The 25,506-nt window shown below is 68.1% G+C and carries 23 protein-coding genes; 8 read left to right on the forward strand and 15 right to left on the reverse strand.

Going from position 1 to position 25,506, the window contains the following annotated elements:
* Positions 1-12 precede the first annotated feature (12 nt).
* Both ACQKLX_RS08345 and ACQKLX_RS08350 read right to left on the reverse strand, forming a co-directional pair.
* A complete protein-coding gene (locus ACQKLX_RS08345; RefSeq protein WP_427361107.1) occupies positions 13-1,137 on the reverse strand; it encodes an ABC transporter substrate-binding protein in 1,125 nt (374 codons plus the stop codon).
* A 187-nt stretch (positions 1,138-1,324) separates the two neighbouring features.
* The gene (locus ACQKLX_RS08350) at positions 1,325-2,764 is read right to left on the reverse strand and encodes an NAD-dependent succinate-semialdehyde dehydrogenase (RefSeq protein ID WP_427361138.1); all 1,440 of its coding nucleotides are present in this window, start codon (positions 2,762-2,764) and stop codon (positions 1,325-1,327) included.
* Between the two features lie 186 nt (positions 2,765-2,950).
* Here ACQKLX_RS08350 and ACQKLX_RS08355 point away from each other — a divergent pair, with 186 nt between their 5' ends.
* Genes ACQKLX_RS08355 through ACQKLX_RS08370 form a run of 4 tightly spaced genes read left to right on the forward strand, consistent with a single transcriptional unit; the run spans position 2,951 to position 7,061 of the window.
* A complete protein-coding gene (locus ACQKLX_RS08355) occupies positions 2,951-4,000 on the forward strand; it encodes an alcohol dehydrogenase (protein ID WP_427361139.1) in 1,050 nt (349 codons plus the stop codon).
* A gap of 10 nt (positions 4,001-4,010) precedes the next feature.
* A complete protein-coding gene (locus tag ACQKLX_RS08360) occupies positions 4,011-4,940 on the forward strand; it encodes an alpha/beta hydrolase (RefSeq protein WP_427361108.1) in 930 nt (309 codons plus the stop codon).
* 4 nt (positions 4,941-4,944) lie between these two features.
* On the forward strand, positions 4,945-5,877 hold the full coding sequence (gene kce / locus ACQKLX_RS08365) for a 3,5-dioxohexanoate:acetyl-CoA acetone transferase (protein WP_427361109.1): 933 nt from the start codon (positions 4,945-4,947) through the stop codon (positions 5,875-5,877).
* A gap of 20 nt (positions 5,878-5,897) precedes the next feature.
* The gene (locus tag ACQKLX_RS08370) at positions 5,898-7,061 is read left to right on the forward strand and encodes an acyl-CoA dehydrogenase family protein (protein ID WP_427361110.1); all 1,164 of its coding nucleotides are present in this window, start codon (positions 5,898-5,900) and stop codon (positions 7,059-7,061) included.
* Between the two features lie 84 nt (positions 7,062-7,145).
* Here ACQKLX_RS08370 and ACQKLX_RS08375 read toward each other — a convergent pair whose 3' ends face one another.
* From ACQKLX_RS08375 to ACQKLX_RS08415, 9 genes are all read right to left on the reverse strand, one after another.
* Positions 7,146-8,042, reverse strand: coding sequence for a polyphosphate kinase 2 family protein (locus tag ACQKLX_RS08375; RefSeq protein ID WP_427361111.1), 897 nt, complete (start codon positions 8,040-8,042; stop codon positions 7,146-7,148).
* A gap of 76 nt (positions 8,043-8,118) precedes the next feature.
* Positions 8,119-9,111 (reverse strand): hypothetical protein, encoded by a 993-nt coding sequence (locus tag ACQKLX_RS08380; RefSeq protein ID WP_427361112.1) that lies wholly within the window; start codon positions 9,109-9,111, stop codon positions 8,119-8,121.
* A gap of 5 nt (positions 9,112-9,116) precedes the next feature.
* Positions 9,117-10,232, reverse strand: a complete 1,116-nt coding sequence (locus ACQKLX_RS08385) for a GNAT family N-acetyltransferase (protein WP_427361113.1) — start codon at positions 10,230-10,232, stop codon at positions 9,117-9,119.
* Entirely contained in the window at positions 10,229-11,449 is a 1,221-nt protein-coding gene (locus tag ACQKLX_RS08390) for a hypothetical protein (protein ID WP_427361114.1), read from the reverse strand. The genes ACQKLX_RS08385 and ACQKLX_RS08390 overlap by 4 nt, the downstream gene beginning before the upstream one ends.
* Positions 11,446-12,327 (reverse strand): HesA/MoeB/ThiF family protein, encoded by an 882-nt coding sequence (locus ACQKLX_RS08395; protein ID WP_427361115.1) that lies wholly within the window; start codon positions 12,325-12,327, stop codon positions 11,446-11,448. Before ACQKLX_RS08395 ends, ACQKLX_RS08390 begins: the two co-directional genes overlap by 4 nt.
* Entirely contained in the window at positions 12,324-13,286 is a 963-nt protein-coding gene (locus tag ACQKLX_RS08400) for a hypothetical protein (protein WP_427361116.1), read from the reverse strand. Before ACQKLX_RS08400 ends, ACQKLX_RS08395 begins: the two co-directional genes overlap by 4 nt.
* On the reverse strand, positions 13,286-16,693 hold the full coding sequence (locus ACQKLX_RS08405; protein WP_427361117.1) for an acyl-[ACP]--phospholipid O-acyltransferase: 3,408 nt from the start codon (positions 16,691-16,693) through the stop codon (positions 13,286-13,288). The genes ACQKLX_RS08400 and ACQKLX_RS08405 overlap by 1 nt, the downstream gene beginning before the upstream one ends.
* Before the next feature lie 115 nt (positions 16,694-16,808).
* Positions 16,809-17,087, reverse strand: a complete 279-nt coding sequence (locus ACQKLX_RS08410) for a YiaA/YiaB family inner membrane protein (protein ID WP_427361118.1) — start codon at positions 17,085-17,087, stop codon at positions 16,809-16,811.
* A gap of 38 nt (positions 17,088-17,125) precedes the next feature.
* A complete protein-coding gene (locus ACQKLX_RS08415; RefSeq protein ID WP_427361119.1) occupies positions 17,126-17,818 on the reverse strand; it encodes a PspA/IM30 family protein in 693 nt (230 codons plus the stop codon).
* 107 nt (positions 17,819-17,925) lie between these two features.
* Between ACQKLX_RS08415 and ACQKLX_RS08420 the strand changes: the two genes are divergently transcribed.
* Entirely contained in the window at positions 17,926-18,543 is a 618-nt protein-coding gene (locus tag ACQKLX_RS08420) for a TetR/AcrR family transcriptional regulator (protein WP_427361120.1), read from the forward strand.
* The gene (locus tag ACQKLX_RS08425; protein WP_427361121.1) at positions 18,512-19,120 is read left to right on the forward strand and encodes an ECF-type sigma factor; all 609 of its coding nucleotides are present in this window, start codon (positions 18,512-18,514) and stop codon (positions 19,118-19,120) included. Before ACQKLX_RS08420 ends, ACQKLX_RS08425 begins: the two co-directional genes overlap by 32 nt.
* Here ACQKLX_RS08425 and ACQKLX_RS08430 read toward each other — a convergent pair.
* Genes ACQKLX_RS08430 through ACQKLX_RS08445 form a run of 4 tightly spaced genes read right to left on the reverse strand, consistent with a single transcriptional unit; the run spans position 19,111 to position 23,830 of the window.
* The gene (locus ACQKLX_RS08430; RefSeq protein WP_427361122.1) at positions 19,111-21,579 is read right to left on the reverse strand and encodes a serine/threonine-protein kinase; all 2,469 of its coding nucleotides are present in this window, start codon (positions 21,577-21,579) and stop codon (positions 19,111-19,113) included. The two genes, ACQKLX_RS08425 and ACQKLX_RS08430, sit on opposite strands and share 10 nt — an antisense overlap.
* Before the next feature lie 12 nt (positions 21,580-21,591).
* Entirely contained in the window at positions 21,592-21,933 is a 342-nt protein-coding gene (locus tag ACQKLX_RS08435; protein ID WP_427361123.1) for a hypothetical protein, read from the reverse strand.
* A gap of 9 nt (positions 21,934-21,942) precedes the next feature.
* A complete protein-coding gene (locus ACQKLX_RS08440) occupies positions 21,943-22,512 on the reverse strand; it encodes a LemA family protein (protein WP_427361124.1) in 570 nt (189 codons plus the stop codon).
* Between the two features lie 4 nt (positions 22,513-22,516).
* Entirely contained in the window at positions 22,517-23,830 is a 1,314-nt protein-coding gene (locus ACQKLX_RS08445) for a DUF3137 domain-containing protein (RefSeq protein ID WP_427361125.1), read from the reverse strand.
* 438 nt (positions 23,831-24,268) lie between these two features.
* On the opposite strand from ACQKLX_RS08445, the gene ACQKLX_RS08450 reads away from it, so the two are divergent.
* Positions 24,269-24,874, forward strand: coding sequence for a helix-turn-helix transcriptional regulator (locus ACQKLX_RS08450; protein WP_427361126.1), 606 nt, complete (start codon positions 24,269-24,271; stop codon positions 24,872-24,874).
* Between the two features lie 82 nt (positions 24,875-24,956).
* Positions 24,957-25,337 (forward strand): CopM family metallochaperone, encoded by a 381-nt coding sequence (copM, locus tag ACQKLX_RS08455; RefSeq protein WP_427361127.1) that lies wholly within the window; start codon positions 24,957-24,959, stop codon positions 25,335-25,337.
* Positions 25,338-25,506: the final 169 nt, after the last annotated feature.

Here is a 25,506-nt window from a genome sequence, read left to right on the forward strand (position 1 = left end):
CTGGAAGGCGCCTCAGCCCTTGGCCAGCGGACAGGCGGCCGGGTCGGCCTTCTGGAAGGCCTCCTCGCCCGGGATCGTCGCCAGCGTCTCGTAGAGGTCCCATTCCCCCTTCGAGGCCGCCGGTGTCTTCACACGAAAAATGTACATGTCGCGGACGACGCGACCATCGGCGCGGATCTTGCCGTTCTTGGTCATGAAGTCGTTGACCGGCGTCTCCTTCATCCTGGCCGCGACCTTGATGGCGTCGTCCTCGCCGACCGCCTTGACCGCGTTGAGATAGTGCATGACCGCGCCATAGGCGCTGGCCTGGACCATGTTCGGCATCTTCTTGAAACGCTCGAAATAGCGCTTGGCGAAGGCCCGGGTCTCATCGTTCTGGTCCCAGTAGAACGGCGAGGTCACCAAGAGACCCTGCGCCGTCGGCAGGCCCATCGCCTTGACGTCATGCAGCGTCAGGCTGAGCGCAGCGAGCTTCTGCTTGGGGCGGACGCCGAACTCGTCGGCCTGCTTGACGATGCTGGCGACATGGGCGGTCGTCGTCGCGAGCGCGATCACATTGGCGCCGGAGGTCTGTCCCTTCAGCAGGTCGGAGGAGAAATCCTTGGTATCGAAGGGATGGCGGGAAGCGCCGACGACCTTGCCGCCACCGGCTTCGATCATCGCCGTGGTGTCGCGCTGGACGTTGACGCCATAGGCGTAGTCCACCGTCATGAAATACCAGTTCTTCTCGCCGGCCTGCGTGTAGAACTTCGTGACGCCGAGCGCCTGGCTGTAGTTGTTGTAGGTCCAGTGGATGCCGTTCGGGCTGCAGTTCTTGCCGGTGAGATCACTGGAGGCCGAGCTGAGATAGATCGCCAGCCTGTTCTTGTCCCGAGCGAGCTCCTGCACGCCGAGGGCGACCGAGGTGATGCCGACATCGAAGATCGCGCTGACGCCCTCGTCATACCATTTGCGCGCTGCGGTGATGCCGACATCCGGCTTGTTGAGATGGTCGGCCTCGAGCACCTGGATCGGCCGGCCGAGCACCGTTCCGCCGAAATCCTCGACCGCGAGCCTCATCGCGGTGACCGTGCCCGGTCCCGACAGGTCGACGACGATGCCCGACATGTCGCTGAGCGCGCCGATCTTGAAGGGCACCGGCTGTTGCGCACGAAGTTCCGCACCGGTCAGAGCAAAGGCGATGGGCAGGGCTGCAAGGCCAAATAGCCATCGGCAGCGGGACGCTGGAGGCTGATCGAAGGCATTTGGTGACATGGCTGCTCCTCCCTGAGTGCTGTTTTATTGGCCGCCGCCGGCGTGAAGGCCGGCTCGGCGGGTGATGCCGTCAGCTGTGGTGGACGTATTTCTGGTGCAGGAAGCCGGCGAGCCCTTCGCTGCCGCCCTCGTAGCCGTAGCCGCTCTGCTTCACGCCGCTGAACGGCGCCTCGGTGTGCGAGACCGCGAAGGAGTTCAGGCCGAGGACGCCGACCTCGAGCTCTTCGCTGAGCTTGACGGCGGCCGAGGCCGAACGCGTGAAGGCATAGCCGGCGAGACCGACCTTGCTGCGGTTGGCACGGGCGATGGCCTCGTCGAGCTCGTCGAATGCACTCACCAAAGCGAGCGGGCCAAAGGGCTCCTCGGACATCGCCGCCGCATCGTCAGGCACATTGGCGAGCAAGGTCGGACGCCAGAAGAAGCCGCGCCCCCCTGCCCGCTCGCCGCCGGTCACGACCTCGCCCTGATGCCGCTTGGCATCGGCGACCAGCCGCTCCATCGCCTCAGGACGGCGCGCATTGGCCAGCGGCCCCATGCCAGTGCCCGGATCGAGGCCATCGCCAAGCCTGATGCCTGCGAGCGCCTGGCCAAAACGCTCTACGAACCGCTCATAGGCCGGCCGCTGCACATAGAAGCGCGTCGGCGAGGTGCAGACCTGGCCGGCATTGCGCGTCTTGCCGATTGCCGACATCGCCGCAGCCGCGTCGATGCCGGCATCGTCGAGGATGATGACCGGCGCATGCCCGCCCAGCTCCAGCGTGCACGGCTTGATCTGCTCGGCCGCCAGGACCGCGAGGCTCCGGCCGACGGGGACGGAACCGGTGAAGGTGACCTTTCGGATCACCGGGGAGGCGATGAGATGCCGTGAGATCTCGGCGGGGTCTCCGAAGACGATGTTGAGCACGCCGGCCGGCAGGCCGGCATCGGACAGGGCGCGGCCGAGCGCGAGCGCCGAGGCCGGCGTCTCCTCCGCCGGCTTCAGGATGCAGCTGCAGCCGGCAGCCAGCGCCGGCGCGACCTTGCGAGCGGCCAGCAGCGCCGGGAAGTTCCAACGCGTGAAGGCCGCGACCGGGCCGATCGGCTCCGGCAGCACCATCTGTCGCGCGCACTGGCCGCGTGCCGGGATGATACGGCCGTAGGCGCGCCCGGCCTCGGCCGCATACCAGTCGAAGGTCTCGGCGCAGAGGCTGATCTCGAGCTCGGACTGCGCCAGCAGCTTGCCCTGCTCGAGCGTCATCAGCCGGGCGATCGCCCTGGTTCGCTCACGCAGCAGCTGCGCGGCTCGGGCAAGGACCGTCGCGCGGCCGGTCGCCGGCGTCCGCCGCCAAAGCTCGAACCCGGCCTCGGCGCCGGCGAGCGCCGCATCGAGATCATCGCGTGACGCGCCTGTCGGCTCGGCGAGCACGGCACCCGTGGCTGGATTGGTGATACGCAGCGTCGGGCCGCTGCCCTTCCGCCACACTCCGCCGATCAGCAATTGCAGTGCGTCCACGGCGTAGTCGCCGGCCATCGCATAGGCGATCGGCGTCGCGAGCCCTTCCATTCCATCCTCCCAGTTGGCTTGTTGATAACAATGGACCATTAAATGGTCAAACCATTTGACGATTTAATTACCGAGAGCTACCCATGTGCCAAGGCAGGCGTGGCCACCGAGGCGAAAAACGCGGCTGGGAGGAGAAGACCGATGCGAGCGATGATGCGCTGCTATCAGTTGACCGGGTTCGGACAGGCCCTCGCCGCCGGCGAGCAGCCGCGCCCGGAACCGACCGGCACCGAGGTCCTGCTCAAAGTGCGCGGCGCCGGCGTCTGCCATAGCGACGTGCATCTCTGGGAGGGCCATTATGATCTCGGCGGCGAGCGCAAGCTCTCCTTCGCCGACAGGCTGAAGCTGCCGCTGACGCTCGGCCATGAGAGCGCCGGCGAGGTCGTCGCGCTCGGCCCGGAGGCGAAGGGTATCGCGATCGGCGCGAGCTGCCTCGCCTGCTCCTGGATCGGCTGCCTCGAATGCGCCGCCTGCTCTGTCGGCGACGAGCATCTCTGCGCCGCGCCGCGCTTCCTCGGTGTCAACCGCGACGGCGGCTATGCCGACTACGTGCTGGTGCCGCATCCGCGCTATCTGGTCGAGATCGGCGATCTCGATCCCGTCGCCGCCGCCCCGCTCGTCTGCTCGGGCCTCACCACCTACAGCGCGCTGAAGAAATTCGGACCGCTGCTCCAGCGTCAGCCGCTGGCGATCATCGGAGCCGGCGGGCTCGGGCTGATCGCCATCGGCCTCTTGAAGCAGCTTGGCGGCAAGGGCGCAGTCGTGCTCGAACTCGATCCGCGCAAGCGCGAGGCGGCAATGACCGCCGGCGCCCTCGCCACCGTCGATCCCCGAGCCCCCGATGCCGCCGCACAATTGCGCAAGACGCTTGGCGGCAGCGTCCTCGGCGTGCTCGACCTCGTCGGCAGCGGCGAGACCGCGACGCTCGCGGTCGAAACCTTGGACAAGGGTGGCCGGCTCGTGATCGTCGGCCTTTTCGGCGGAGCGATGACCCTCGCCGTACCGCTGGTGCCAATGAAGGCGCTGACGATCCAGGGCAGCTATATCGGCAGCCCGGCCGAACTGCGCGAGCTGGTGGCGCTGGTGCGCGAGCATGGCCTGCCGGCGACGCCGCTCGACCGTCGCCCTCTGACCGCTGCCCCCGCCGCACTCGACGATCTGCGCCGCGGGCAGGTCCTCGGCCGCGTCGTGCTGGCACCCTGAGGACCGGGCGATGCCGCTGCACCCGTTCTTCCAGATGATGATGGAGAGCTTCGCCGCAGCCGGCCGTCCGGCCTTGTCGGATGGAACGCCGGAGCAGAGCCGCGCGCTCGTCGCCGCAGGGCGTGCAGCACTCGGCCCTGGAGCCGAAGTCGGATCGATCAACGATCTCTCGATCCCGACACGCAGTGGCGCGATCCCGGCGCGGCTCGTGCTGCCGAAGACGGCTCCCATCGGGCTCGTCGTCTATCTCCATGGCGGCGGCTGGGTGATCGGCGAGCTCGACGATTACGAGGTGCTGGCGCGCCATCTCGCAACGTTGAGCGGCTGTGCCGTGCTGCTGCCGGACTACCGGCTCGCGCCGGAGCACAAGTTCCCGGCGGGACTGGAGGATTGCGAGGATGCTCTGCTCTTCGCCGCCGAGAAGGCGAGCGAACTCTGCAGCGCAAACGTCCCTCTGGTGGTGGCCGGAGACAGCGCCGGCGCCAATCTCGGCACGGTCGCAGCGCGCAGGCTGCGCGGACGCGTCGACCTGGCGTTGCAGGCCTTGCTCTACCCGGTCACCGACTGCGACGTCGACCGGCCGAGCTACCTCGCGCATGGCGAAGGCCTGCCGCTGACGCGCAAGGACATGCTCTGGTTCTTCGACCACTACGCACGGCGGGTGCAGCATGGCCATTCCGACATCTCACCGCTCAGGGCGCCCGATCTCTCCGGCCTGCCGCCGGCCCTGATCGTCACCGCCGAATACGACGTGCTCCGTGACGAAGGCAAAGCCTATGCGGACCGGCTCGCCGAGGCCGGCGTGCCGGTGACGCATCGCTGCGCCGCTGGCCTGCCCCACGGCTTCGCCCGCCTGCACAACCATGTCGCTGCGGTCGATGCCGAGATCCGCACTGTTGCGGCCGCGATCGCCGCCGCCTGCAACCGAGCCAGAGCCTGACCCCATGAAGCGTCTCGACAAGGTCATCATCAGCTGCGCCGTCACGGGCTCGATCCACACTCCGTCCATGTCCGAGGCGCTGCCGGTCAATGCCGATCAGATCGCCGAGCAGGCGATCGATGCCGCCAGGGCGGGAGCCGCGATCCTGCACCTGCATGCCCGCAACGAGGCCGACGGCTCGCCCTCCTCGGCGCCCGAGGACTATATGCGCTTCCTGCCGCGCATCAGGCAGGGCTGCGACGCGGTGGTGAACATCACCACCGGCGGCGGGCTCGGCATGAGCCTAGACCAGCGCCTGTTGGCAGCGAACACGCTGAAGCCCGAGCTGGCCTCGATGAACATGGGCTCGCTGAACTTCGGACTGTTCCCGGCGGCCGAGAAGATCAAGGCCTACAAGCGGCCCTGGGAGCAGGGCTACCTTGAGATGACGCGCGATTTCATCCTCTCCAACACCTTCGCGCAGATCGAGCGCGGCATCGGCGAGCTCAGCGCCCACGGCACCCGGTTCGAGTTCGAGTGCTATGATGTCGGCCATCTCTACAACCTGGCGTGGGCAGTCGAGCGCAAGCTCGTCCAGCCGCCTTTCCTGGTCCAGTGCATCTTCGGCGTGCTCGGCGGCATCGGCCCCGACACCGAGAACCTGATGCACATGAAGCGCGTCGCCGACTCCCTGTTCGGCGACGACTACATCCTCTCCGTGCTCGGCGCCGGTCGCCACCAGATGAGCCTCGTCACCATGGGTGCGATCCTCGGTGGCTGCGTGCGTGTCGGGCTGGAGGATTCGCTTTATCTCGGCAAGGGCGTGCTGGCGCGCTCGAATGCCGAGCAGGTCGCCAAGATCAGGCGCATCCTCGGCGAGCTCTCGCTGGAGATCGCGAGCCCCGCCGACGCCCGTACCATGCTCGGCCTCAAGGGCGCCGACAAGACGGCCTTCTAGATCAAGCGAGAGTTCCCGAGATGATCGAGCTGAACGACGACCAGCGAGCGCTCTGCGACGGTGTCGCCGCAGTGTGCAGGCGCTTCGACGACGAGTACTGGGCCGCTTGCGAGCGCGACGCCCGTTTCCCGCGCGAGTTCCACCAGGCGATGGCAGCCGATGGCTGGCTCGGCGTCACCATGCCGGAGGAATTTGGTGGAGCCGGGCTCGGCGTCACCGAGGCGGCACTCGTCATGCACACCGTCGCCGGCTGCGGCGGCGCGATGGCGGCGGCCTCCTCGATCCACATCAACATGTTCGGCCCGCACCCGATCGTCGTACACGGCTCGCCCGGGCAGAAGCAGCGCTGGCTGCCGCGGCTGGTCTCGGGCGAGGATCAGGTCTGCTTCGGCGTGACCGAGCCCAATGCCGGGCTCGACACCACCAACATCACCACCTTCGCGACCAAAGTGGAGGGCGGCTACCGCGTCTCCGGCCGCAAGATCTGGACCTCGACCGCGCAGGTCGCCAGCAAGATCCTGCTGCTCACCCGCACCACCGCGCGCAAGGACGCAAAGCGTCCGACCGAGGGCATGACGATCTTCTACACCGACCTCGACCGCTCGACATTCGAGGTGAAGAGTATCGCCAAGCACGGCCGCGCCGCGGTCGATTCCAACATGGTCTTCATCGATGACGTCTTCATCCCGGATGAGGACCGCATCGGCGAGGAAGGCAAGGGCTTCAGCTACCTGCTCGACAGCCTGAACCCCGAGCGCGTCCTGATCGCGGTCGAGGCGATCGCGATCGGCCAGGACGCGCTCGGCCGAGCCGCACGCTATGCCCGGGAGCGCAATGTCTTCGGCCGGCCGATCGGCCAGAACCAGGGCATCCAGCATCCGCTGGCCGAGCGCTGGATCGCGCTCGAAGCCGCTTGGCTGATGGCGATGAAGGCAGCCGCGCTCTACGACGCCGGCAAACCCTGCGGCGCCGAAGCGAACGGCGCCAAGTTCCTCGGCGCCCGCGCCGGCTACGACGCCTGCCTGCAAGCGGTGATGACCCATGGCGGCATGGGCTACGCCAAGGAGTACCAGGTCGAGCGGCTCCTGCGTGAGGTGCTGGTGACGCGGCTCGCGCCGATCAGCGAGCAACTGATCCTCTCCTTCATCGCGGAGAAGGTGCTGGGGCAGCCCAAATCATACTGACTCGGCTTCCTTGGTGCCGAGTTACCTCACGCTTGCAGTTTCTCGGCTTCCCAAGCGTTTGTACCAGTTGCCCAGCGGCGTCGATCAGCGCTTGCGACCGCCATCCTCGGCCAGCAGTTCTTTCCGCGCCTTCGCCATGACCTTGCGGGCCTCGTCGTCGACCGCAGGGAACTGGGGATCGAGCTTTTCCAGGCGGTCGACGATCGTCGCCGCCACGATCAGCCGGGTGAACCATTTGTTGTCGGCCGGCACGACGTGCCAGGGCGCATGCTTGGTCGCGGTGCTGGCGATCGCGTCCTGATAGGCCGCCTGGTAATCATTCCAGTGTCGGCGCTCGGCGAGATCGCCCGCATCGAACTTCCAGTTCTTGTCGGCCTCGTCGATCCGCGCCAGCAGGCGCCGGCGCTGCTCGTCCTTCGAGAGGTTGAGGAAGAACTTCAGGACCACCGTGCCGTTGCGCACCAGATGCTTTTCGAAATCGCGGATACTCTCGAAGCGATTGCGCCAGACATGCTTGTCGATGAGCTTCGGCGGCAGACCCTGCTTGCGCAGCAGCTCCTCATGGACGCGGACGACCAGCACCTCCTCGTAATAGGAGCGATTGAAGATGCCGATCTCGCCCCGTTCCGGCAGCGCGCAGGTGGTGCGCCAGAGGAAGTCGTGACGCAGCTCCAGCGAGCTCGGCGCCTTGAAGGAGGTGACCTCGCAGCCCTGCGGATTGACGCCGGACATGACGTGCTCGATCGTCCCGTCCTTGCCGGCGGTGTCGATCGCCTGCAGCACGATCAGCACCGACCAGCGGCGCTCGGCGAAAAGCCGCTCCTGCAAATCGCGCAGACGTTTGACGCCGGTCTGCAGCAATTCCCGCGCCCCATCCTTGTCGAGATCGAGATCGCAGGTCTCGCCGGGGTCGAAGCGCTTCAGCTTGAAATCGTCGCCATCGGTGACCCTGAAGCGCTTGACCATCTCGTCGGGCAGCATGCCTGGCGTCTCCTTGCTGAAAGAGCTGTGTTCAATCTGTCGTGCTGTCGCGGAATGTCCAGCCCCGCGGGTGCCATCAGATGATCAGCTCCGCCACCGGCAATCGTGCCCTGCTTCCAGGCGGCGTGCCATCGGGCTGCCCGAGCCTGAAGACATTGACCAGGCGGCGGCCGGCAGGAACGCCGTATCGCTCGACCAGTTGCCGGTTGCTCGCCGGCCAGTCGGCCAGCACCGAGACCGGGCAGGCGGCGAGGCCCTGCGCGGTCAGCATCAGCCAGGTGCGATGGAAGGCGCGCCCGGTGACGAGCGGGTCTTCGCCTGCGGGGCGATGGAAGAGCGCGACGGCGCCGTTCGCGAACTTGCCGCGCTCGCTCGTCAGCGTCGCGGCAAGCCCAAGACGGCGCAGCAGAGGAAACAGCGGGCCGAGCACCAGCCTAGTCCCAAGGGCGACAACTCCCGGCATCGCCATCGCCTCGGCGCTGAGCCCGTCGCGCTGATACGCCGGTTCGGATCGCGACAGCCGCATCCAGCCCAGCAATTCGGCACGATGGGCTCCGTCGCAGAGGAAATGGAAGCCAGCCTCGTCGGCGAGCTGCGCGATCGCGTCGATGGTTTCCGGGCCCCGAAGCAGCTGCACATCGCCGGCCATGGCAGAGAACATGTAGAGCGCAGCCTCTCCAGCCTGATCGAACAGCCGGAAACCGCCGCGCCAGCTCGTCCGGGCAGCGACGAAATCCGCCAGACCATCAAGCTCGCCGCCCGCTGCGATGGTGATGCGTGCGACAGGCTGCAAACCGTTCGATGCGGTGGCGTCGGTCAGCAGCTCGACGTCCGCGATCCTAAGCCCGCGCCGGCCGAGCCCCAGCGACAGCCCTTCTATCGCTGCGCCATGCGAGAGTCTGACATCGTGCCCCGAGGGATCGGCTGCCGGCAGGCGCCGCGCAACGTCTTCCAGCAGGAGCAGCGTATCGCTACCGATGAGCCGCCAGCGCGTCGGCTGGATGTTGTGGACGCTCGGTGCCAACCGGACCTCGGCGAGCAATTCTTCGAGCAAGGCGCGATCGAGCATCGTCGTCAGCCCCGCAGGCTCTTGGCAAAGAGATGCAGCCGGTGCAGCGGCTTCGCCCCCGCCTTCTGCGCCTGCCTGAGACTCGGTCCGTTGACGTCGGCGATCCAGGTGCCGCCGAGCTCGTCATAGCCGGCCGCCTTCAGCGCGCTCGTCACCTTGAAGAGCATGGCGCCGTTGAGCCCGCGATTATGAAAGGCGCGGCTGACCGACTGGTAGACGATGACGGCGCGCCGGTTGGTCCAGCGATGCCAGAGGAAGCGGAAAGGGAAGCTCGGGCCGATGCGCCCACCGGCCGCCTTCACCAGCGGGTTGAGATCGGGGATAGCGATGATCGCGCCGACCGGCTCGCCCTTGTGGTGCACCACGGTCGAGATGCGCTTGTCGATCACCCACATCATGTCGCCGGCCTGGAAGCGGTATTCCTCGGCCGTCGGCGGCACGAACATCGGATTGGCGTCGAAGCCGTCATTGAGGATGAGGCGCGACTCTTCCAGGCGCTGCGTGAAATGCCGGCGGTCGATCGGCATCCAGCGATAATCGGGATCGGCGAGGATCGCGCGTTGCTTGTCGCCGAGCAGCCCTGAAGGGTCGACATCGCCGAGCGCGATCCGGAAGGTCGTCATCGGGAAGGTCGAGGCATAGCCGTTGGCCTCGAGCAATCGCGCGATATGCGGCGGGCTGAAAAGCATGTCGGTGAAGGGCGCGTTCTCGAAGCCGCCGGTGACGACGCCGGCCTGCTGCATCGCCGTCAGGTTGAAGTTGCCGACGAGCTCCGCCATGCCGCGCTCGCGCGCCCAGCTCTCGACAGCGGCGAGCAGGGTCGAAGCGACCTCGGGATCATCGGCGCAGTCGAAATAGCCGAACTGGGCCCGGGCCGTGCCGTGGCGCACATTCGAGGCGTCGTGGATGGCGGCGACGATGCGACCGAGCGGGCGCCCGTCCCTCAGCGCCGTGAACAATTCGAAGCGGCCAAGTCCGTCCCTGACCAGCGGATTGCGCGCGGGATCGAGCATGCGGTCGAAATCGGACCACATCGGCGGCACGTACGGGCTATCCGCCGGATAGACCTCTGCCGTGACGGCGAAGGCGGCCTTGCGATCGTTGCTGCTGATCTCGATCATGCCGGAGCCTTGCTCGGTGCGGTCGCCAGCAATCGGCGCACCAGCGCCAGTGCTGTCTCGGTGGCGGGATCGGCCGAGACCACCGGCACGGTGACCAGCAGCAGGTCGAGCGGCTCGTCGCCGAGCACCAGCAGATGGGTGGCGGAATGGGCCGCCAGCAAGGCCGCGAGCCGTTCCGCGGCCGGGTCGGTCGGCGGCCAGGGCCAGCTTCGCCCGGAGGCATGGAGCACGCCGATCTCGCGCAGCGCCGGCTTCAGGATCGCTGGATCGTAGTCGCCGAGCTCCGCCTCGCCGAGTCGGCGGGCGTTGCTGAACAGCGGGTGCCCGGCGAGCTGGGCGATCAGCGCCTCCCGCGTCTCGGCGCGCGAGCGGGCGAGCGAGCCGAGCACACCGGGCGCCGCCGCATCGAAGGAACTCGACAGCGCATCGACGCAAAGCGCGATCGCGAGCACGCCCGCGAGCGCCACGGCGCAGAGCCTGACGCCATGGGCAAGATCGGCGCCGGGCGTGACATGCGCGGCCGCGACACCAAGCAGCAACGCCGCGACAACGCGCAGGCCGAGCAGAAAGAAGCCCTGTCGCCGCGTCGGCGCCGCGCCACCGGTCACGAGCACGATCGACACCAGCAATAGCGCCCCGACGCCGCCGAGCCGGACCGGCATGTCGGGCATCAGCCCCCGGAAATCGCTGAGGGCGAAAGGCAGGATCAGGAAGGCGCAGAGTCCGAGCCGCCAGACGCTGGTATTCTCGGACTCGGTCAGCGAGGCCGGGTCGCGCCGGAACAGCAGCACGCCACAGAAGGCGATCGTCAGGAACTGAAACCCGGCCAGTGCCAGATCATAGGCCCAGGGATAATCGGCGAGGCCGAAGAGGCTGCCCAGCACGAGCAGGCCCGAGCCGATGAGCACGGCGATCTTGCCGGCGCGCGGCGCATGCCGGCGCAGCATGCCCTCGGTGACGATCAGCGCCCCCAGCGGGAACAGCGCGGCGCAGGACAGCGCCAGCCGCTCCAGCAGGACGCTGCCGCTCCACCAGCTCAGGCCGCGCAGCAGGAAGAGCGCGGCGACGAGCCCCATCGCCACGAGGAAACGCGTCGTCAGCGCCCCGCGCGGATCGCGCCGGCGCAAGGTCAGCATCGCGACGGCAAGGCCGAGCGCGCCGCAGATATCGACGATGGAATCGGCGACCAAAGCCGGGTTGGCGAAGCCGCCGTTCATGGCCCGGCCACCATCTTGGCCAGCGCCCGCACGACGAAGGGCTTGAGCAACGCCGCGACCGGCGCCGGCAAAGGCCGCTCCACTGCCGGCCGGTAGGGGTTGAAGAACCAGCCGCGGCAATCGGTGCCGGTGCGCTTGCCCAGCGCCAACGCAATCGCCTCATAGGCCATCATCATGCCGGTGGTGATCACCATCGGCGCGAAGGACATGCGGCTGCGCCGGCCGGCCGCGACCTCGCCGGCGATGGTAAGGTCGACATGATGGCGCGAACGCGAATGCAGCATGACATGCGTCACCTCGCACAGCATCGCCGCGCGCTTGTCGTCCTCGGTGAGGGTCCGCCAGTCCTTGCCGAGTGTCGGGAAACCGAGCCGCTCCTCCGGGCGCGGATCCTCCGGCCGGACCACGATCACCGAGGGGAGCGGGGCCATATAGGCGTCGATCACGCTGGCGCCGGCCGCTTTCGCCGTGCGGTAGAGATGCAAGCCGGCGGCGATGTCGTCCATGCCGTTGACGATGACCTTGCAGCGCCCCGCGATCTCCGGCAGACGCTCCGCCCATTCGGCGCCCAGCACCTCGATCTCGATCTCCGGATTGATCGCGCGCGCTGCCTCGGCGGCAGCTTCAGCCTTGGGCCGGCCGACCGTGCCGGCATTGGCGAAGACCTGCCGGTTCAGGTTCGAAACCTCGAAGACGTCGATGTCGGCGATGACGAAGCGGCCGATTCCGGCCCGGACCAGCGCCATGAAAGCGGCCCCGCCCATGCCGCCGACGCCGCAGACGAAGACCGTGGCATCACGCAGCTTTGCCTGCTCGACCTCCGTGACGAACCCGATATTGCGGGTGGTGAAGAGCTCGTAGCGGAATCCGGGAATCATGGCTTCGTCCTCGCGGCGCGTGGACGCAATGTGCCGAAACGCCGGGTGTCGTCGAGCCAGTGCAGCAAGGGCAGCACCAGCCTCTGCAGCAGGAGGAAGGCGGAAGCGCCGATCAGCCCGGGTAGCGAGGCGCGCGGCACCTGGCCAAGCAGATAACCTCGCGCCGCGGCCAGATCCATGCGGCCGAGCTGGAGCACGTCGTCGCCGCGCTCGTAGTCTAGCGTCTCCCGGCAGAACGCGTTGTAGCGGGCCTCGCGATGCTGCGTCGCCTGCTCGAAGCTCTTCTTCAGATCGTCGGAGCCGCCGGTATAGGCGTCAGTGATCACCGAACGGGCTTCCTCGAAGCCGGCTTCCTCGCCCACGCCGAAGACATGGCGATGCCCCCGCATGATCTGCCGGGCGAGCGACAAATGCGCGAAGCTCTGGCGGCTGCCGGCGTCAGGCGAGGGATAGACGTCGGAGAAGGTCTCGCAGACCATGCCGACCACGCTCGGCACCTGCGTCACGTTCGAGATCCAGCGCGGCCTCAGGCCCCCGCGCACGAACAGCACCAGCACCGTCAGGCCATAGAGCACCCAGGAGAGCCCGCGCCCCCGCGCCTCGGGATCGACCATGACGAGGCCGAGATGCGTGACCTGCTCGGGCTCGCCGTTCAGCGAGAGCTGCATTTGCGCCAGGGCGTTGAAGGCGACCGGCTTGCCAGTCGCCGTCTCGCTGATCAGGGTGACGATGCTCTGGCTCAGGCGCTCGCGCTCTCCGGAGAAGACGCCATAGGTCAGCGCGCCCTGCGCCAGCGTCCGCCCCGCCACAGTCCGCAACTGCTCGACCAGAGCCGCGAGCTCGGCATCGTCGAGCACCACGCCGGGCCGTTCGATGATCCGCGTCGTCAGGCCGGGCGCGGTCGCGAGCGACAGGTCGAGTGTCGGCCGCCGCAGCGCCCTCAGCCAGAAGCCGAGCATCAGGCCACCACCGCGGCAGGGGCCTGGGTACGCTCCTTCACCAGCCGGGAGATGCCGGCGAAATCGAGCTTGCCGGAGCCGAGCACCGGCACGGCCGGCACCACCATCACCTCGGCCGGGATCATCAGGTCCGCGGCGCCCTTGCTCTTGGCGAAGGCCTGGAAGGCGGCGCGCGTCGCGTCCTTCTGCTGCGTCACCAGCACCAGCCGCTCGCCCTTGCGGGCATCGGGCAGGCTGGCGACGCCGGAGAGCGCGCCCGGCCAGCATTCGGCGGCAAGCGCCTCGACCGCGGCGAGCGAGACCATCTCGCCGGCGATCTTGGCGAAGCGCTTGGCGCGGCCCTTGATGGTGACGAAGCCGTCCTTGTCGATCACGACGATGTCGCCGGTGTCGTGCCAGCCCTCGGGCGGCGGCTCCAGCACGCCGGGGTTCTCGGACTTCAGATAGCCCAGCATGATGTTCGGGCCGCTCACATGCAGCCGGCCGCCCTCCTCGACGCCAGGCATCGGCTCCAGCCTGGCTTCCATGCCGGGCATGATCCGGCCGACCGTGCCGAAGCGGTTGAACATCGGCGTGTTCAGCGCCAGCACCGGGGCGGTCTCGGTCACGCCATAGCCTTCGAGGATGCGCAGGCCGAACTTCTCGGCATAGGTCCGCCGGGTCGTGTCCTTCACCGGCTCGGCGCCGGCCACGATGTAGCGCAGCGAGCGCAGATCATAGGGGTGCGCGGCGCGGGCATAGCCCGTGAGGAAAGTGTCGGTGCCGAACAGGATGGTGGCGTTGCAGCCATAGACCAGCTCCGGCACCATCCGGTAGTGCAGCGGCGACGGGTAGAGATAGACCGGCACGCCCGAGACCAGCGGCAGGACGAGCCCCGCCGTCAGGCCGAAGGAATGGAACACCGGCAGCACATTGAAGACTTTGTCGCGCCGGCCGAAATCGATCCGCGCCGCGGCCTGCGCCGCGTTGGCCAGCATATTCCGGTGCGAGAGCACCACACCCTTGGGAGCGCCTTCCGAACCCGAGGTGAACAGGATCGCGGCGCGATCCGAACCCTTGGCCTCCTCGATCGGTTTGCCATGGCGCCAGAGCGCCCAAAGCTTGTCGCCGGTCGAGACCGTGGCGCGAACGTCTTCGAGATAGACGATCTTGATCTCGCTTTGCAGCGCTTCGATCAGCGGCCCCATCCGGCCCTTCTCGACGAAGGCGCGCGAGGTGACGATCGTCCTCACCTGCGCCGCTTTGCAGGCCGCGGCGATGTTGCTCGCGCCGGCAGTGAAGTTGATCATCGCCGGCACGCGCGCCGCCGACATCAGGCCGAGCAGCGTCACCGCCGCGCCATTGGCGTTGGGCAGCATCACACCGATCGCCTCGCCCTTGCCGGCCAGCGGCATGAGCTTGCGGCCGAGCACCTCGGCGCCGATCAGCAGACGCTTATAGGTCAGACTTCCGGTGATCGGGTCCTCGACCGCGACGCGGCCCTTGCCGTTGATCACGGCCGCTTCCGCCACCGCCGCAAAGACGCTGCGGTCGATATCCGTCGTCTTGAAGATCAGGTCGGACATGATCTGGTAGAGCGCCGCGCCCGCCGCCTGGCGCCGCGGCTTGCCCTTGAGCTCGTTGGGCACAGTCAGCGAGACCGGCTCCAGCACGGTGACGCGCACCTTGGGGAACCAGCGCCGGCGCACCTGCTCGCGGGTCAGCCGCGAGAAGATCGTCGCCTCCAGCCCCTCGATGCGCACCGGCACGACCTTGGCGCCCGACTTCTCGGCGATCATGCCGACGCCGTCATAGACCTTCATCAGGCTGCCGGTGACGGTGAGACGCCCCTCCGGGAAGATCACCAGGCTCTCGCCGTTCTTCACGGCGTTGATCAGCGAGCGCGTCGCCAGCGGCCGCGACGGATCGAGCGGCATGGCGCGGGTCAGCTTCAGGAAGGGCTTCACCCACCAGCGCTGGGCGATGCCGTGGTCGATGGCGAAGACCGGCTCCTTGTCGAGGATCGAGAGCGCCAGCGCCGCATCGAGGAAGGAGACGTGGTTCAGCGCGATGATGGCGTTGTCGCCGGCCTTGGCGATGTTCTCGCGGCCGCTGACCTCTACCCGGTAGAAGGCGCGGAACAGGATCGAGAGGAAATCGCTGAGCGGGTTGGTCGGCAGCGTCCGCAGGATCCAGACCGAGGCTGCGATGGTGAGGACGCCGATCAGCAGGAAGAGATGGCTGAGCGTCAGGCCCGCCGCCTGCAGCAGCGCGACCACGACGGCCCCGGCGACCATGAAGGCGGCCGAGAGCACGTTGACGGCGGCGACGATGCGGGCGCGCTTCTCGGCCGGGGCCCAGGCCTGCGCCGCTGCGAAGGACGGCACGACAAAGACGCCGCCGGCGATGGCGAGGCCGGCGAGGTCGATGCCGACGCGCCAGGCGGAGGAGCCGGCGAAAAAGGCGCCGATGTCCTGCGCCGGCTGATGCGCGACGATGCCCGAGACGGCCCAGCCGAGATCGAGCGCGAACAGGCCCATCACCACGCCGGCGACCGGCACCGGCAGCAGCACGATGCGCCCGCTCGACAGGAAGGAGCCGATGCCGGAGCCGACCGCGATCGCGATGGCGAAGACGGCGAGATAGGCCGAGACGACCATTTCGGTGCCGCCCATGCCGTTCTTCACCAGCGAGGGCAGCAGCGACATCACCACCGCGCCGATCAGCCAGAACAGCGAGACCATGACGCCGGTGCGCCAGAGCCGGGCATCGCCCCAGAGATCCCTCAGCAGGTCCCGGGTCGAGCGCAGAATGTTGCGGTCGACGACGAGATCGGGCGCAGCCGGCCCGGTCTTCGGGATGAACAGGGTCGCGACCCAGCAGGCCAGCGCGAAGACCAGGATCAGCAGGCTGAGCTGCGCGGCATCGCCACCTTCGCGCGCCGTCAGGCCGCCGGCGATGGTGCCGAGCAGGATGGCGATGAAGGTCGCCCCCTCGATCAGCGCATTGCCGGCCGGCAATTCCTCGCGCTTCAGATGGTCGGGCAGGATGCCGTATTTGATCGGCCCGAACAGCGCCGCGATCACGCCGAACAGGAAGAGTGCGACGAACAGCACCGGCACGGAGTGAAGCGTGAAGCCGAGCACCGCGACCGCCGCCGCGCCGATCTCGGCGAGCTTCAGCCGCTGCGCCATCACCGCCTTGTCGAAGCGGTCGGCCATCTGGCCGCCGACCCCTGAGAGCAGGAAGAACGGCGCGATGAAGAGCCCGCCTGCCAGGGTCACCAGCGCTTCGCCATGCGAGCCCGCGAGCTTGTACAGGATGATGAAGACCAGCGCGTTCTTGAGGAAATTGTCGTTGAAGGCGGAGAAGAACTGCGCCCAGAACAGCGGGGCGAAACGCCCCTTCAGCATCAATGTGTCGATCATGGCGATCTCACGGGAAGGGACAGTGAGGTTGCATCGGCCGGGCTTTAGCAACTCTTGCCTGCGCCGGCCGATGTGGAGATGCGGTTAAGCGGGACTTGCAGGCTCTGCGCCAAGGTCACGCAATCGGCTTGCCTGCGTCCATCAGCAGGCGCTCGGTGCGGGCGTCCTCGATCCGGTTCACCAGCTTGGAAGCCTCGTGCATGTCGCGCACCGTCTTGGTCATGGTGATGCAGGACTGGACGAGCATCACGCAGCCCATGGCGAGATAGCCCTTCGCCCACCAGTCGAGCGGCAGGAACAGGACGCCGGCGCCGACCATGGCCGCGGCGGCGAAGAAGGAGGCGTAGGTAAAGCTGACCCAGGCGCCGCTATGGGGCTGTGCATTCTGGTTCATCGTTTTCTCCCGTCGGGTGCGTTTGCAGAGAAAAGAGGTCAATTCGCCTGGAGCTGCCGGCTGCGCAGCCGCTCCAGCACGTCGTCGGCGGTGCTCCGCAGCCGCGGGCCGAAGCCCTTGGCGGCAAGCTTCTCGGTGACCGAGGCAGCGGCCGCGCCGTCGAGCTCGTCAAGCGCGGTCTCGGCTGCCTCAACCTCAACCTGGCGCTCACGCAGGCGCTTCAGCGTCTGCTCAGCCTCAGCGAGCGTCGATTCATGCGCGGGGCCGGTCTCGATCCGGCCCTGGCGCATCTGGCGCACCGCCTCCGAGGCGCGGGCGAGGCGCCGGCCGCGGTCGAGTTCGGCGATGCGCGCCTGAGCCTGGCCGACATGGCGACGCAGACGGACGATCTCGGCGGCGAACAGTGCCTGCGCGCCTGCCGCCGCATCGCGATCGGCCTCCAGCGCGGCGATCGCCTCGGCGCCCTCGCGGGCGAGGGTGTCGTCGCTGGCGGTGAGCGCCGCTGCGACGCGGTTCTCCAGATCGACGATGCGGGCATGGCTGGCGGCGAGCCGCTCGCTTTCCTGCCGATCCTGAGCGATCGCCACCGCGAGCGCCTTCTTGGCGCGCTCGAAAGCGCCGGCGGCATCGCGCATTTGCTGGTCGAGGATGAGGAGCGCGTTGCGATCGGCGAAGCGCTCCTCGGCAATGGCGGCGCTGCCGCGGACGAAGGTGAGAAACATCTTGAGCATTGGCTGTTCCCTGCTATGAACAATGTTCACGAAGAGATGCATAACCCACTTATGAACGTCGTTCAAGAGAAATTTGAACATCGTTCACAAAATTTGAGACCGACAGAATGACCACCACGGCAGAGCGCCGCGAGCGGCAGCGAACCCAGCTGATCGATGCAGCCGAACGGGCGATCGCCGAGAAGGGCCTGGCCGGCTTGAAGGCGCGAGAATTGGCGCAGGAGATCGGCTGCGCGCTCGGCGCGATCTACAATCTCGTCGCGGATATGGACGAGCTCGTCCTGCGCGTCGGCTCGCGCACGCTGACGCGGCTCGATGTGGCGTTGAGCGCGGCCGAAGGCCAGAATGTGCCCTGCTCCGCGAATGAGGCCGCCGACAGGCTGGTCGCCGTCGCCCTCGCCTATTGCGCCTTCGCCCGCGACAATCTGCAGCTCTGGCGCGTGCTGTTCGAGCACCGCATGGCGGAAGGCGCGGTGGTGCCCGACTGGGCGGTGAGCGAGCAGATGACGATGTTCCGGCACATCCTCGAGCCGCTCAGCCTGCTGGTTCCGGGCCGAAGCGAGCCAGAGCGCATGCTGATGAGCCGGACCTTGTTCTCCGCCGTCCACGGCGTCGTCGCGATCGGCCTGGAAGAAAAGCTGATCGCCGTGCCACGCCAAGATCTCGATCGCCAGATCGAAGGCCTGGTTCGTCTTGTCTGCAGGGGGTTGGCCGATCCCGGTTGACTGGTCTGTCACCACCATCGCGTTGCGGCACCCGACCCGCATCGCTATCGTCGCCACGATGACGGCCGCCGACCCCAGCCTCTCGCTCGATGCCTTGACCGATGCGCTCTATCAGGAGCTCCGCAGAATCGCGCATCGCGAGCGCCTGCGCGCCGGCCGCCCCCTGACGCTGCAGACCACGGCTTTGGTCAGCGAGAGCTATCTCAAGCTGCGCCAGAGCACGGGCTGGACCAGCGAGGCGCATTTCCTGGCCAGCGCCGCGACCGCCATGCGGCACGCTTTGGTCGACGCCGCCCGCGCCCGGCTCAGCCAGAAGCGCGGTGAAGGCCAGCGTCCCGTGCCTCTCGACGACCAGCACGATCTCCCGGCCGCCGGCGACGACGAGGTCGTCCGGATCAGCGAGGCGCTTGCCGCGCTCGAAGCGATCGACCCGCGCCTCGTCAAGGTCGTCGAATGCCGCTTTTTCGCCGGCTATAGCGAGGAGGAGACCGGGCGCATCCTGGGTATCAGCGACCGCACCGTCAGGCGCGATTGGCTGCAGGCCCGGGCCTGGCTCTATCGCGAGCTTCAGGGCTGACGCGGAGACTTGCCGCGCAGGGCGTCCTCGATCAGCGTGCGCATCGGGGCGAGTTCGGCGAGGTGCGGCGCGCCGGCGGCGCCGGCTTCGCGCAGGACGCCTTCGGCCTGGTCGAGCGCCTGCATCGCCGCAGCCGGATCGCCCCGCGCCAGCAGGATCTGCGACCGCGCCCCGAGCCCGATCCCGACATAAGGGTGGCGCTCACCGAAGGCGGCCCGCGCCGCCCGCAGCGCCTGGTCGATCTCGCCTTGGGCGTCGGCGAGCCGGTTCTGCACCATCAGCCCGGTGGCGCGGCTCTGGCGCAGCATGATGGTCACAGCATTGCTCTCGCCGGCGAGCGGAGCCGCGATGCCCAGCGCGCCTTCCAGGATCGGCATCGCCTCGGAAAAGCGACTGCCGGCCATGATCAGCCGGCCGAGATTGAGCTCGATCGCCGCCAGGGCGAGCGAGGGCCCATAGTCGCGCCGCTGCCGCTCGACCGCTTGGCGCCAGAGCCGCTCGGCACCGGCCGCATCCCCCTGGCGCAGCGTCAGCGCGGCCCGCAGATTGAGCACACCGATCGCGATCACCGAGCGGCCGCGTCCCGATGCCGCCAGCACGCGCTCGGCCTCGTCGAGCGCCTGCGTCGCCGCATCGATCTGCCCGGCCTCCAGCGCGTGCAGCGCGAGATTGTGCTGCAGCGTCGCGATCTCCCCATTGTCGCGGCCGAACAGGGCCGTGAGCTCGGCGATCGCGGTGCGCAACCGCGTCATCGCCTCGGGACGCTTGCCGGCTTCGCGCAGCAGCCCGGCTTCGACCCCGGCGAGCTCCGCTAGCTGCTTGGGATGGCGCGCCGGCTCGGTCTGGAAGAACCGCTTCGCTTCCAACAACGCTTCCTGCGCCTTGTCGCGCTCGCCGAGCTGAAAGCGGTATCCGGCCAGCGCCAGTTGCGCTTCGGCCAGCCGCCCGGCGCTGCCGCGCACCTGCTCGGCATAACGCTCCATCAAGCGCACGGCCGTGCGCGGATCGCCGATCTCGCCATAAAGCTCGGCCAGGGTCCGCAGCAGCAGCGGCGCATTGGCGTCGCCCTCGCGCTGCAATTGCGCCGCGGCGGCATCGAGCACCTGCCGCGCCGAGGCGAAACCGGGCCCGCCGCTCTGGGACGCCGCGCGCAGCATCAGCATGAAGCCGTCTCGCAACGCCGTGGCCCGCTCGTTTTCGGCCGTGCCGGCGAGCCTGGCGATCTCGGTCCGGCGCATCTGCATGACGATACCGGTCACGCCGGCTCCGAGCGCTGCCAGCAGCAGCCCGGCGGCGATCAGCGGTGTCCGGTTGCGACGCAGGAAGCGGCGGATGCGGTAGAGCCGCTCGCCGCGTCTCGCCGCGATCGGCTCCAGCCGGCGAAAGCGCCCAAGGTCCTCGGCAAAGTCGTTGACGTTCTGATAGCGCTCGCCTGCTTCGTACCGCATCGCCTTTTGCACGATGACGTCGAGATCGCCGCGCAGCTGCTCCGGCGGAACCGGGGCGTCCGCGCGTTCCGTCGCTGCCCGGCTCGGCAGCGGTGGCTGGTCCTGCATCACGCGCATCGCCCCGGCGAAGGCCGAGTTCGCCAATTGCCAGGGCGGCCGGCCGGTGAGCAACTCGAACAGGATCGCGCCGAGCGCGTAGACATCGGTCGCGGTGGTCGGGTTGCGCCCCTCGAACTGCTCCGGCGCTGCATAGTCCGGCGTGAACACCACTTGTGTCATCAGCGTCTGGCCGGGCGCCTCCAGCGCATGGGCGACGCCGAAATCGAGCAGCTTCACCTGCCCCTCGGGCGTGACCAGCACATTGGACGGCTTGAGGTCGCGATGGACGACCAGGTTGCGATGCGCATAGGCGACGGCCTCGCAGACTTGCTCGAACAGATCGAGCCGGGCCGCAAGCGGCAGTCCGGCCTCAGCGCAGTGCCGCGTGATCGCTGTGCCGGCGACGAACTCCATGGCGAGATAGGGCCGCCCGTCCGGCGCCTTGCCGCCATCGACCAGGCGGGCAATGCCGGGATGCTCGAAGCCGGCGAGAACCTGGCGTTCATATTCGAAGCGGGAGAACTGCTCGTCCGCCTCCGGCCGCAGCAGCTTGAGCGCGACGGCCTGTTCGAAGCCGCCCTGCCAGCGTTCGGCCTGGTAGACCTCGCCCTGCCCGCCCCGACCGATCAGCGCCACGATCGAGAAGGCGCCGACTCGCACTCCCGTCGCCAGCGACTGATACTGAACCTCGGCTGCCGGCGCGCCCGTGAGCCGGCCCGCATCGACCTCCATGAACGCGCCGGCGCCGTCGGCAGCCGCGAGCAGGGCTTTGGCTTCAGCAATCACCGAGGCCGGCTGTCGGCTCTGCGCCAGGATGAACTCGCGCTCTGCCGGCGAAGCTTCGGCGAGCGCGTCGAACAGGTCGCGGATCGCGGCCCATTGCTCCCGATCGAGATCGACGCGCTGGTTCACGAGACCGTCCGTTCAATCCTTGCGCAGACGGACGGAGCGCACGATGGGGCGCTCCTCACCCTCGGTCATCACGTCGATCACCGTCGCCTTGCGGCGCCAGACGAAGACGCATTGGCCGAGCCCCGTGCCGGCGCAGACATACATCTCCGGCCGTCCGGCGCAGCGCTTGTCTCCGGCCATGCATTGATCGGCATCAGGCAGCGCGACCGGCTGCCAATCCTGCCGCAGCAGGGCCGCACGCGCCTTGCCATAGTCCTGACCGGCGAGCTTTGGCAGCGCCTCGGCGGCTCCGGCGACGCCCGCTGCCGACAGGTTGGCCGCGAAGCCTGCGGCGATGATCACGGATATCCGCATCGTGCCCCTCTAGAGATGGTCGCCCGCCTTGACCGGCTGGCGCGCCGCCTCGCTCGCCTCGTAGAAGGGCGGCAAATCGCGCACGCCCGCAAGCCCGGCGAGCAGCATGCCGGGGAATATCTGAACCGCGTTGCGCAGGTCGCTGACCGCCGTGTTGTAGAAGCGGCGGGCGGCAGCGATATTGACTTCGACCTCGTCATAGCTGCGCTGCGCCTCGACCATCGGCGCCGAGGAGGTCAGCTGCGGATAGTTCTCGGCGACGGCGAAGAGCCGCGTCATGTCAGCTGAAATCGCCTCTTCCGTCCGGAACTTCTCGGCGATGCCGGCGAAGTCGCGTTCGCCCAGCTTCGGCATCGCCCTCGCCCGCAGCGCAGTCAGCTCCTCCAGCAATCCGCGCTCGTGCTCGAGGAAGCGGCGGGCGATGGCGAGCACGTTGGGGATCAGATCGTGGCGCTGCTGAAGCTGGGCGTCGATCGAGCCGAGCGTCTCTCCGACGGCGTTGCGGCGCTTCACGATCGCCGCATACCAGAGATACAGCGCGCCGCCGAGGCCGAGCAGGAGGATCAGGATAGCGGTCACGGCGTCAGCTCCTGTGAGTTGGGGGAGCGGCCGGCCGCTCGGAGAAAGATGTGCCGGGGGGCATGACGCCGCCCGGCTTGACCGCGACATGCATGGCGATCATCGCGTCGACCAGGCGGAATACCAGGGCAAGTTCGTCTTCGAGATGCTGCAATTGCGCGGCGGCATCGTGCGCCTGCAGGCTCGGCGGCTCGAAGAGCAGGCGCGTGCCGGTCTGGGCGACGGCGAAGGTGATGCTGTCGCGCTCGACCAGGCAGGATGGCGGGAAGAAGTCACCGCCATCGGCCATCGACAGCAGCCGCTCCATCACTGCCGGCGTCAGCACGGTGCGCGCCTCGACCTGGTCGTTTCCGTAGACGTCGTAGATCGAGGCGAAGCGCGGGTCTTCCAACCGGACCGGCATCAGCCCGGACGGGGCCGCGCGGCTCTGGTCGAGCACGATGGTCGTGCCGAGGAAGGGGCTATCGACCGCGAGCGTGAGCAGCAGCCCCTGAAACACGGTCGTGTCGTTCTTGCCGCCCTCGCGTTCGAGCTCGATCTCGCTCAGGCGCAATTCATAGCCGGCATAGCGGCCGGCGATGGCATCGTCGATCGCCGCCCGGTCATGCCGCGGCAGCAAGCCCCTGGCGGCGAGATCACCGACCGCCGGGACGGCACCCTCGACATAGCGCAGTTCGCCACGATGCCGCAGCAGCAGTGGCATCAGTTCGCGCTTGAACGTCTTGGCATAGCGGCCCGATGGAATGCTCAGCGCGATCAGCCAGGGCACGGTGACGGCAAAGCCGATCAGGAAAAGGGCGAACAACCCTTGCGCGAGCATGCCAGACTTGCCGACACCCCGGCCGGGCATGACGAGGAAGGCGATCGCCAGCGCCAGGCCCATCGGTACATAGAGCATCACGCGGCGGCGCGTGTCCTTCGCGGCCTCCAGCCGCAGCGCGTCGAGCCGCGCGAGCTCGGCAGCGAAGCGAGCGCCGGCATCGGGCGACGCCGTCGCCACCGGCAGGTGGTAATGCCGGTAGATGGCATAGACCATCGCAGCGACGACCGCGCTCGGGATCAGCAGCGCCAGCGAGGTCTGGAGCAGAGTGTAGAAGTAGCCGAAGAGCACGGCGACCATGACCAGCAACGCGCCTGCGACCGGACCGAGGAAGAGCGCCGACATCATGATCGCGACGATCAGGAGCGGCACGCCGAACAGCGCCATCATCAGGCAGCCGCCATAGCGGCCGACCTTGCGTTGCGCCTGGCGCATCTCGACAGCGGTGTAGCGCCGCGGCCTGACCTTCTGTCCGGTTGACGAGGCTGGATCGGTCATGACGGGTTCAACCGAATGCGTCGCGCGACGGCCGAACCCGACCAGCTCGGATATACGGATGGATGGCGGCGGGCGTGCCAGGCATGGTCGTCAGCTCCCCAATTCGGCACAGAGTCCCGTCCGAGCCCCGTCGCGTCGATCGCCGGACGCTCGCTTCGCCACCCAGGAAAAGCCGCCCGCAGGCATCCGGCGCCCTTCGTGAGAAGGGGGGCCGGATGCCCGGCGCACATCGCCGGCTGGCGGCGTTAACGGCGCGCGCGCCTGGAGGGACCGAGATACGGCCTTGACCCATTGGTTACCGGGTCGTGGAGATCGCCGCGTCCTTCAAATCGAGGAGCTGACGCGACCTGTGCGGAAAATATTGCGGTGCCGCGTGTCCGGTTTGCCCGCGCGCTTCCGTTTCCGTCGCTGAGACCATCAGCGCCGGAGCAGATTTTGATGTCGATCGCCGAGACCTTCAGCAGCAACACCCCCCACCCCACCTACCGGCTGCCGCAGCAGCGGGAGCATGCGACATTGGCGGCCGGCGCGATCTGCGTGTTCACGCTCGATGCCGAACTGCACGTCGAGCGGATGAACGCCGGAGCGCTGGCGCTGACCCGGGCGGGCATCGTCTCCGCGCTGCGTTTCGCCACCCGGGACCGCGAGCTGAACAGCCGCCTGCAGCGCTGGTGCCGGCTCGCGACGCCGGAGGCGGAATTGCGCCTGTCCTATCGCGACGCCGGCAGCAGCTTGGCACTCGCCATCTCGCTGGCGGAGGATTGCAACGATGCGGCCGAACCCGTCCGCTTCGTCGTCGTGATGCAGGAGCAGGCCGGCGCGATCGACCGCAAGCTCGCCGATGTCGCCCGCGACCACGGCCTGACCGGCGCGGAGGCGCGCGTGGCCGAGCGTCTCCTCCTGGGAGAGAACACGATCCAGGTGGCGCGCAAGCTCGGCGTCGCGCCGACGACGGTACGCACGCATCTGCAACGCATCCTCGCCAAGACCGATACGCACCGGCAGAGCGAGTTCGCCTGCCTCGTCGCCCGCTACAGCAACTGAGCCAGGCGCGTGCCGCGCTGATGACATGATCGGCGCGGAGGCTTCGGGCACGCCGGAACCGGCTTCCCGAAAGGATATCCGAATGACCATTACCCGCAGCCTCCTGGCGGGCGCCGCCCTCATCGCCACGCTCGGCCTCGCCGGCTTCGCGCTCGCGCAGGGACATCAGGGCCATGGCAGCCACGGCGCAACCCCTGCCGCCTCCGACACGACCGCGACGCAGGCCTACAAGGCCGCCAACGACAAGATGCACAAGGAGATGGGCATCGCCTTCAGCGGGGACGCTGATGTCGATTTCGCCCGCGGCATGATCCCGCATCATCAGGGTGCGGTCGACATGGCCAAGGTCGTGCTCGCCCATGGCAAGGACCCCGAATTGCGCAGGCTCGCCGAGGGCGTGATCACCGAGCAGGAGAAGGAGATCGCCTTCCTGCGCGACTGGCTGAAGAAGCAAAGCAAGTAATCTTTGCCACACCGCCCCGGATTCGCAGCGATCCGGGGGGCATTTCGCGCCCGCCGCTTGCCCTGCCGGGCCGGCTTTGGCAGAGAGACGCTTCAGAGTCTGTTTGACACCTCAGCCCTCATCCTGAGGAGCCGCGCAGCGGCGTCTCGAAGGATGCTCCAGATGGTTC

It is taken from the genome of Allobosea sp. NPDC003192, assembly GCF_050275675.1.
GTDB lineage: Bacteria > Pseudomonadota > Alphaproteobacteria > Rhizobiales > Beijerinckiaceae > Allobosea.

Coding starts and splice junctions, on each gene's coding strand:
- kce (WP_427361109.1), top strand. CDS start 4,945: ATGAAGCGTCTCGACAAGGTCATCATCAGCTGCGCCGTCACGGGCTCG.
- ACQKLX_RS08385 (WP_427361113.1), bottom strand. CDS start 10,232: ATGATCGAGATCAGCAGCAACGATCGCAAGGCCGCCTTCGCCGTCACG.
- ACQKLX_RS08390 (WP_427361114.1), bottom strand. CDS start 11,449: ATGAACGGCGGCTTCGCCAACCCGGCTTTGGTCGCCGATTCCATCGTC.
- ACQKLX_RS08435 (WP_427361123.1), bottom strand. CDS start 21,933: ATGCGGATATCCGTGATCATCGCCGCAGGCTTCGCGGCCAACCTGTCG.
- ACQKLX_RS08350 (WP_427361138.1), bottom strand. CDS start 2,764: ATGGCCGGCGACTACGCCGTGGACGCACTGCAATTGCTGATCGGCGGA.
- ACQKLX_RS08375 (WP_427361111.1), bottom strand. CDS start 8,042: ATGCTGCCCGACGAGATGGTCAAGCGCTTCAGGGTCACCGATGGCGAC.
- ACQKLX_RS08445 (WP_427361125.1), bottom strand. CDS start 23,830: ATGACCGATCCAGCCTCGTCAACCGGACAGAAGGTCAGGCCGCGGCGC.
- ACQKLX_RS08450 (WP_427361126.1), top strand. CDS start 24,269: ATGTCGATCGCCGAGACCTTCAGCAGCAACACCCCCCACCCCACCTAC.
- ACQKLX_RS08380 (WP_427361112.1), bottom strand. CDS start 9,111: ATGCTCGATCGCGCCTTGCTCGAAGAATTGCTCGCCGAGGTCCGGTTG.
- ACQKLX_RS08410 (WP_427361118.1), bottom strand. CDS start 17,087: ATGAACCAGAATGCACAGCCCCATAGCGGCGCCTGGGTCAGCTTTACC.
- ACQKLX_RS08405 (WP_427361117.1), bottom strand. CDS start 16,693: ATGATCGACACATTGATGCTGAAGGGGCGTTTCGCCCCGCTGTTCTGG.
- ACQKLX_RS08395 (WP_427361115.1), bottom strand. CDS start 12,327: ATGATTCCCGGATTCCGCTACGAGCTCTTCACCACCCGCAATATCGGG.
- ACQKLX_RS08415 (WP_427361119.1), bottom strand. CDS start 17,818: ATGCTCAAGATGTTTCTCACCTTCGTCCGCGGCAGCGCCGCCATTGCC.
- ACQKLX_RS08355 (WP_427361139.1), top strand. CDS start 2,951: ATGCGCTGCTATCAGTTGACCGGGTTCGGACAGGCCCTCGCCGCCGGC.
- ACQKLX_RS08370 (WP_427361110.1), top strand. CDS start 5,898: ATGATCGAGCTGAACGACGACCAGCGAGCGCTCTGCGACGGTGTCGCC.
- ACQKLX_RS08360 (WP_427361108.1), top strand. CDS start 4,011: ATGCCGCTGCACCCGTTCTTCCAGATGATGATGGAGAGCTTCGCCGCA.
- ACQKLX_RS08420 (WP_427361120.1), top strand. CDS start 17,926: ATGACCACCACGGCAGAGCGCCGCGAGCGGCAGCGAACCCAGCTGATC.
- copM (WP_427361127.1), top strand. CDS start 24,957: ATGACCATTACCCGCAGCCTCCTGGCGGGCGCCGCCCTCATCGCCACG.
- ACQKLX_RS08400 (WP_427361116.1), bottom strand. CDS start 13,286: ATGCTCGGCTTCTGGCTGAGGGCGCTGCGGCGGCCGACACTCGACCTG.